Source organism: uncultured Campylobacter sp., assembly GCF_938030785.1.
Classification (GTDB): Bacteria; Campylobacterota; Campylobacteria; order Campylobacterales; family Campylobacteraceae; genus Campylobacter_B.
Genome location: NZ_CALHIK010000055.1, coordinates 1 through 5,469 on the forward strand (window position 1 = coordinate 1; position 5,469 = coordinate 5,469).

Annotated in this window: 6 protein-coding genes; 2 read left to right on the top strand and 4 right to left on the bottom strand. The window is 51.0% G+C overall.

What is annotated here, in order from left to right; genetic code table 11:
• Positions 1–297 precede the first annotated feature (297 nt).
• Both hisD and Q0438_RS02980 read left to right on the top strand, forming a co-directional pair.
• Positions 298–1,587 (top strand): histidinol dehydrogenase, encoded by a 1,290-nt coding sequence (gene hisD, locus Q0438_RS02975; RefSeq protein WP_299187215.1) that lies wholly within the window; start codon positions 298–300, stop codon positions 1,585–1,587.
• A gap of 256 nt (positions 1,588–1,843) precedes the next feature.
• The gene (locus Q0438_RS02980) at positions 1,844–2,134 is read left to right on the top strand and encodes a DUF5339 domain-containing protein (RefSeq protein ID WP_299187217.1); all 291 of its coding nucleotides are present in this window, start codon (positions 1,844–1,846) and stop codon (positions 2,132–2,134) included.
• A 497-nt stretch (positions 2,135–2,631) separates the two neighbouring features.
• Here Q0438_RS02980 and Q0438_RS02985 read toward each other — a convergent pair whose 3' ends face one another.
• The 4 genes from Q0438_RS02985 to Q0438_RS03000 all read right to left on the bottom strand — a co-directional run.
• Positions 2,632–3,327: a YbaK/EbsC family protein gene (locus Q0438_RS02985; protein ID WP_299187219.1), complete on the bottom strand. Its 696-nt coding sequence runs from the start codon at positions 3,325–3,327 to the stop codon at positions 2,632–2,634.
• A gap of 520 nt (positions 3,328–3,847) precedes the next feature.
• Positions 3,848–4,357 (bottom strand): hypothetical protein, encoded by a 510-nt coding sequence (locus Q0438_RS02990; RefSeq protein ID WP_299187222.1) that lies wholly within the window; start codon positions 4,355–4,357, stop codon positions 3,848–3,850.
• A gap of 17 nt (positions 4,358–4,374) precedes the next feature.
• Complete coding sequence (locus tag Q0438_RS02995) at positions 4,375–4,800, bottom strand: ecotin family protein (protein WP_299187225.1); 426 nt, start codon at positions 4,798–4,800, stop codon at positions 4,375–4,377.
• Positions 4,801–5,250: 450 nt separating this feature from the next.
• Positions 5,251–5,469: hypothetical protein (locus Q0438_RS03000; protein WP_299187228.1), on the bottom strand; the 219-nt coding region annotated here is incomplete at its 5' end.

Genomic DNA, 5,469 nt, shown 5'->3' on the forward strand with positions numbered 1-5,469 from the left:
ATGCTAAGGTATTGTTGCTATCGCATTCGCTTTGCAACTTGCTTATACCGGGATCTTCTTGTTCCGCCGATGACAAAGCTGTGGTCCCAGCCGACGATACAGCCGCCATCGCGATCAGCGCTAAAAATATCTTTTTCATAGATTGCCCCGTTTAAAATTTCGGCTATTTTATTTCATTTTTGCTTAATCTTTTGAAAATCAGCGCGCCCAAAGGGTTTTTAAATTTATCCGGCCGCGAGCTTAAAGGCGAAATTTAGCAAAAAGCGTTAAAATTAAGGGCAAATTTAAGGAGCGAAAATGAAAATTTTAAAAAGCACGGACGCAAATTTCAAAGAGGAGTTCGCGAGGCTAATGCGCCGCGGCGAGACGGATATGAGATCGGTAATGCCCGTCGTAAGCGGCATCATCGAGGAGATCAGAGCGCGCGGCGACGAGGCGCTGAGCGAGCAGATAGAGAAATTTGATAGATGGCGCGTGCAGGGCGATCTGGCTATCACGCAAGAGCAGATGAGCCGTGCCTACGAAGGCCTAAGCGCAGAGCTTAAAAACGCGCTACAGATCGCATACGAGCGCATCTACGCCTATCACGAAAAGCAGCTTGAGAGGAGCTGGTTTAGCTTCGATCCAAGCGGCGCGATGCTCGGGCAAAAGATCACGCCGGTAGATCGCGCGGGGCTGTATATCCCGGGCGGCAAGGCGGCGTATCCAAGCTCGCTTCTAATGAACGCGATCCCTGCAATCGTCGCGGGCGTGGAGGATATCAGCGTCTGCACTCCCGCCGTGGGCGGCGTCGTAAATGAGCTACTGCTTGCGGCGATGCATGTGCTAGGGATCAAAAAGGCCTACAAGGTGGGCGGTGCAAGCGCGATCGCGGCGATGGCATACGGCACGCGCACGATCGGCAAGGTCGACGTCATCACGGGCCCTGGGAATATCTTCGTCGCGACCGCCAAAAAACTCGTTTTCGGCGACGTGAATATCGATATGATCGCAGGCCCGAGCGAAGTGGGCATCATCGCAAACGCCGCGGCAAATCCGCGCAACATCGCCGTGGATCTACTCAGCCAAGCCGAGCACGACGAGATCGCGAGCAGCTTTTTGATAAGCGACGATGAAAAATTTGCTCTTTGCGTCGCTGAGCATATAGAGCAGCAGCTTCCTACGCTCGCTCGCGAGCCGATCGCTCGCGCCAGCGTCGAAAACAAAGGCGCGATCATCATCGCGCGCGATATGAGCGAGTGCGTAGAATTGATGAATGAGCTTGCCGTCGAGCACCTAGAGATCGCGACCGAGAACGCCTACGAGCTGCTTCCGCGCATACGCCACGCAGGCGCGATATTTTTGGGACACTATACGCCCGAGGCGATGGGCGATTACCTCGCAGGCCCCAACCACACGCTGCCTACCGGCGGAAGCGCGCGATTTTTTTCGCCTTTGGGGGTTTATAACTTCATCAAACGAAGCTCGATCATAGCGCTAAATAAACGTGCCATAGACGAGCTAGGGGGCGCGTGCATGGCGCTAGCGGACGCAGAGGGGCTCGGCGCGCACAAAAAATCGGTGCAGATTAGATTTGATGAGAAGTGATTTTGCGCTACAGCCCCAAGAGGCGGCGGGGGCGAAATTTTAAAGACTACCTGCAGCAGTTGCGAAACTGCGAGCCGAAATTTTAAAATTTAAAGACGAGTTAAATTTTAAAGAGTATCAGCGTCGCGGAGAGAGTAAAATTTTAAAATTTCAAAATCGTTTTAAATTTAAAAAAACGGATCCATTTGATTAAAATTTAAGGTAAATTTACTAAGCGAATTGCTATACTTTCGTTGATTTTTTACAAGGAGAGAAAATGAAAAAATCACTTTTAGTTTTGGCTAGTTTTGGCTTTGCGCTAAGTCTTAGCGCCGCAGATCTTGCAGATAGCTGCAAAGAGTACTTCGCAGACCTTGACAAGATGGTCGATACCTATAAACAAGCGGGTCAAGAGCAGCAAATGAAGATGTATGAGGATCAGAAAAAGCAATCGATGGATCAAATCGCTGCGCTTCCTAAGGAGCAGCAGGATGCCACTTGCAAGCAAGCTAAAGATATGCTTAAGCAAATGATGGAGCAGATGAAACAACAAGGCGTTATGAAATAAGCGCCCTGCCTGCATTCGCGGCTAGTTTCGGCTAGCCGCTGCTTTAAATTTACCCACACGCTGGCGTTCGCCGCCGATTTTAACTTCAAATTTTATCTTTTCTACACACAGCGCGTTTCGTTTTAAACATATTGCGTTTTTTTAGCGCGTCGTTTTACTATATCGCCGCTCGCTGCGTAAAATTTTGCGAGCTTGAAATTTTGCGGCGACTTTGTCTTGATTATGATCGCCTACGCAGGGCTAAAGAGAGCGGAGCGTTTAAAATTTCTTCGTAGGCGCGGTATTATTTCGAGCGGTATTATTGTAAACGGCGCAAAATTTTACGTCCGCCGTTACGCGAAAGCGTTGCCGTAAAGGGCGCAGTCTCGCTAGCTCGCACCGCCGATGAAAACGTTTCATCGTGCCGCGAACGAATTAGCCTACGATGAATGCGCGCTACTGCGCCGAGTGCGGGCTGGCTACGATAAAATCACGTCGCTGTGCCAAGTAGAGCGGGCTTATTCGCCGTCCTGTGCCTCTTCAGTGAAGCTAACGATGCGCGGAGCTGCGATGCGCGCGTAATCCTGCGCGTTTAGGATGATCGAGTGATCGAGCAGACCCGCGTTGAAAGCGATCTCTTCAAAGCGTCCGAACAGCGACGGATCGGCGATTAGCAGCAGCTTGTCGTGGAAGCTAAAGGGCGGCACCGAGCCGATGACGCAGTCCGTGAGATCGCCCACTTCATCGGGGCTTACGAGCGATGCTTTCGTGCCGCCGAGCCCCTGCGCCAGGCGCTTTAGATCGGTTTTATGATCGGCTGCGAAAACCGCTAGGACGTAGATCCTGCCGTTTCTGCCCGCGGGTTTGTCGCTAGGAAGCTTCAGCTGCTGCGGCACGTTTGCGCAAATTTGATCGGCGGTTAAAGTTAAATTTCCCGCGCAGGCGCCGTTTTCGCAGCCTTGAGCGGTTGCAACGCAAGAAGCGTTGGAGCTTTGCGCGCTATCCGATAAATTTAAATTTTGCGTGAAAGAAATTTGCCCGTCCTTAAAGCCCTTGATCGTGCAAACCAGAGCCTTTGCGCCTTGACCTAGCTGCGTGCCGCGGATTTTGGCGACTTCGGCGGAGGTGCCCGCGCTTTCGTGAGCTACGACGCGGAAGCACGCCCCCTGCTGCGTCAAAAGCTCTTTTAGGCTTTCGAAAATTCTCTCTGACATGCTCTCTCCTTGTTTTTGCGAAATTATACTGAAATTTTAACCAAACGGCGCGTCTGCGCTAAATTTTGCAGCTTTACCGCCTTTACCGGCGCAATGCTTGCCGCCGCCGCGCGAGCTTTGTATGTCGTGCATTTTACGGCTAAATTTTTAAAATTTAAAAGGCATGCAAGCTGGAGAGCGCTAAATTTTACGGACGCAATCTATGCAAAAGTACGATGAAATTCTGCCGCACGCAAAATTTGCGCACAGATGCAGCAAAATTTCGCGATTAAAATTTACGCAAAGGCGTAGCCTGGTTTTTAAAAATGGCGGTTAAATTTTCTGCGCGCGATTTAGCTTTTGCGAGCGATTTTATTTTTTACGAGCAGTTCGGCTTTTGCGCGCGGTTCGGCTTTTACGAGCAGTTCGGCTTTTACGAGCAGTTCGGCTAGCCGGCTCGTTTGCGAACAGCTAGTTTTCTGCGGCGCGGACATCTATCGGCGGGTCTTAAAAGCGGATCGTGTATCTCTTTTGTAGGCGGCTAAGCTTTTCTGCGTGCACGGACTCGCGCGACGACCTGCCAGAGCCCCGCGTCGCTTCGCAGCTCCTTCCGCCACGAAAACGACGCCTCGCTCATCTGTGAAAAGACATAGCGCATCGCCCCATCGCCGTTTTGCACGAGCACGATCTCTTCCGCCTCCTTGTGCGCAGTTAGGCGCAGCGCCGTGCCGACGCAGCCGTAAAAAATATCCCACGTCCCGCTTGCGGGCTCATAAATCCTTATCGTCGTGCCGTATTCGGCGTCCGGTTGCGGATTTGCGAGCCGCTGTTCGCGCGAGGGCACGATAAACACGTCCTGTACCGCGTATCCGTCCAAAACCCGCGCAAAGAGCCACTCGCCTCTAACTTCGCGCGGCGTGCCGCTCTGCAAGCCGTCCGTCCACCATATATCCCAATCGCCAATGAGCGGCGCGAAAAAATCGTGCTCGCTCGGTATCTTTGCGCTCCGCTCGTCGCTGCACAGAGCCTTTGCAAATCCGCTTTTTTGCATCAACGCTTCTCGCGAAATTATTTCATCTTGCGGATTTTAGGCTCTTTGCTCTCTACGAGTTCGTAAATTTTAAGCTCGACCTTGACGTCTTTGGGCGCTAAAATTCTAATTTCACCGCCGTCGTAGGCGAATGGATGCGTGAGCTCGTAATAGATCCGCTTCTTTTGCTTCTTGCCGTCGCACAGCATCAGCGTTTGAGCAAGCTCATCGCCGCCGCTAAACTCGTAATAAAGCCCGTCCGAGCCCTCTTTTTGCTCTATTTTGCCGCCAATCAGATACGCGTCGTTGCAATCGGCTTTGATCTCTTTCGAAAAGATCGCTTCGACCTTAAACTGCTGCGGCGGCATCTTTGACGGCGTTAGCTGAAAGACGTTTAGCTGCTTTTGCGCCTCGCCGCCGAATAAAAACAGCGGCAACAAAAAGAAAAATACGCTTTTTCTCATTTTTTACTCCTATTTAAAAAAGTTTGCGCCTAATTTTAGCAAAATTTTATCGCGATTTGCTTATGCGTGCTCGCCCCCGCAGTATCGCTAGTGATTTTAAAATTCCGTTTTTTTCTTTAGAGAGCCGCGATTTGAAATTCTATCTTTTAAGCGCATGAGGGTTGCGATCGCTATGCGGAGTTGCTCGGACGCGGAATTTAAAATGCGCTTGCCGCGCCGATAAAATTTACGCCCGCCGCATATTTTCTCGCTCATACTCATCGCGCGAAAACGACGCAAGATCGGCGTCATATCGCAGCACTTAAGAGCAGATAGATTTCATGAAAAAGAGCGGAGCTGGCAAATTTTAAAATTTTACCGATACGGCGCGCTGGCGCCGCATAGATATGTCGCTTGGGAATTTAACGGTGAAATTTTACCGCCCGTCGCGGCAATTGCGAGATTAAAATTTCAAAAGGTCGCAATAACGCGCATGTTTTTAGCGACCAGCGCAGCAAACGAAATTTCGCAGCCATTTCGGATTTGAGACGCCGTATGGTTCTGTGTTTTGCGGCGGATCGAATGAAGCCTTGAAAATTCTGCTAGCGACGGCGGGATTGGAATTTGGCTCGCGGCGGTATGGTTACGGCTTCTGCTCGCGGCAGTCGGCTCTGAACTTTTGCCGACTAC

Excerpts from the sequence above, each read along its gene's own strand:
- Q0438_RS02980 (WP_299187217.1), top strand. The coding sequence starts at position 1,844 with ATGAAAAAATCACTTTTAGTTTTGGCTAGTTTTGGCTTTGCGCTAAGT.
- Q0438_RS02985 (WP_299187219.1), bottom strand. The coding sequence starts at position 3,327 with ATGTCAGAGAGAATTTTCGAAAGCCTAAAAGAGCTTTTGACGCAGCAG.
- hisD (WP_299187215.1), top strand. The coding sequence starts at position 298 with ATGAAAATTTTAAAAAGCACGGACGCAAATTTCAAAGAGGAGTTCGCG.
- Q0438_RS02995 (WP_299187225.1), bottom strand. The coding sequence starts at position 4,800 with ATGAGAAAAAGCGTATTTTTCTTTTTGTTGCCGCTGTTTTTATTCGGC.
- Q0438_RS02990 (WP_299187222.1), bottom strand. The coding sequence starts at position 4,357 with ATGCAAAAAAGCGGATTTGCAAAGGCTCTGTGCAGCGACGAGCGGAGC.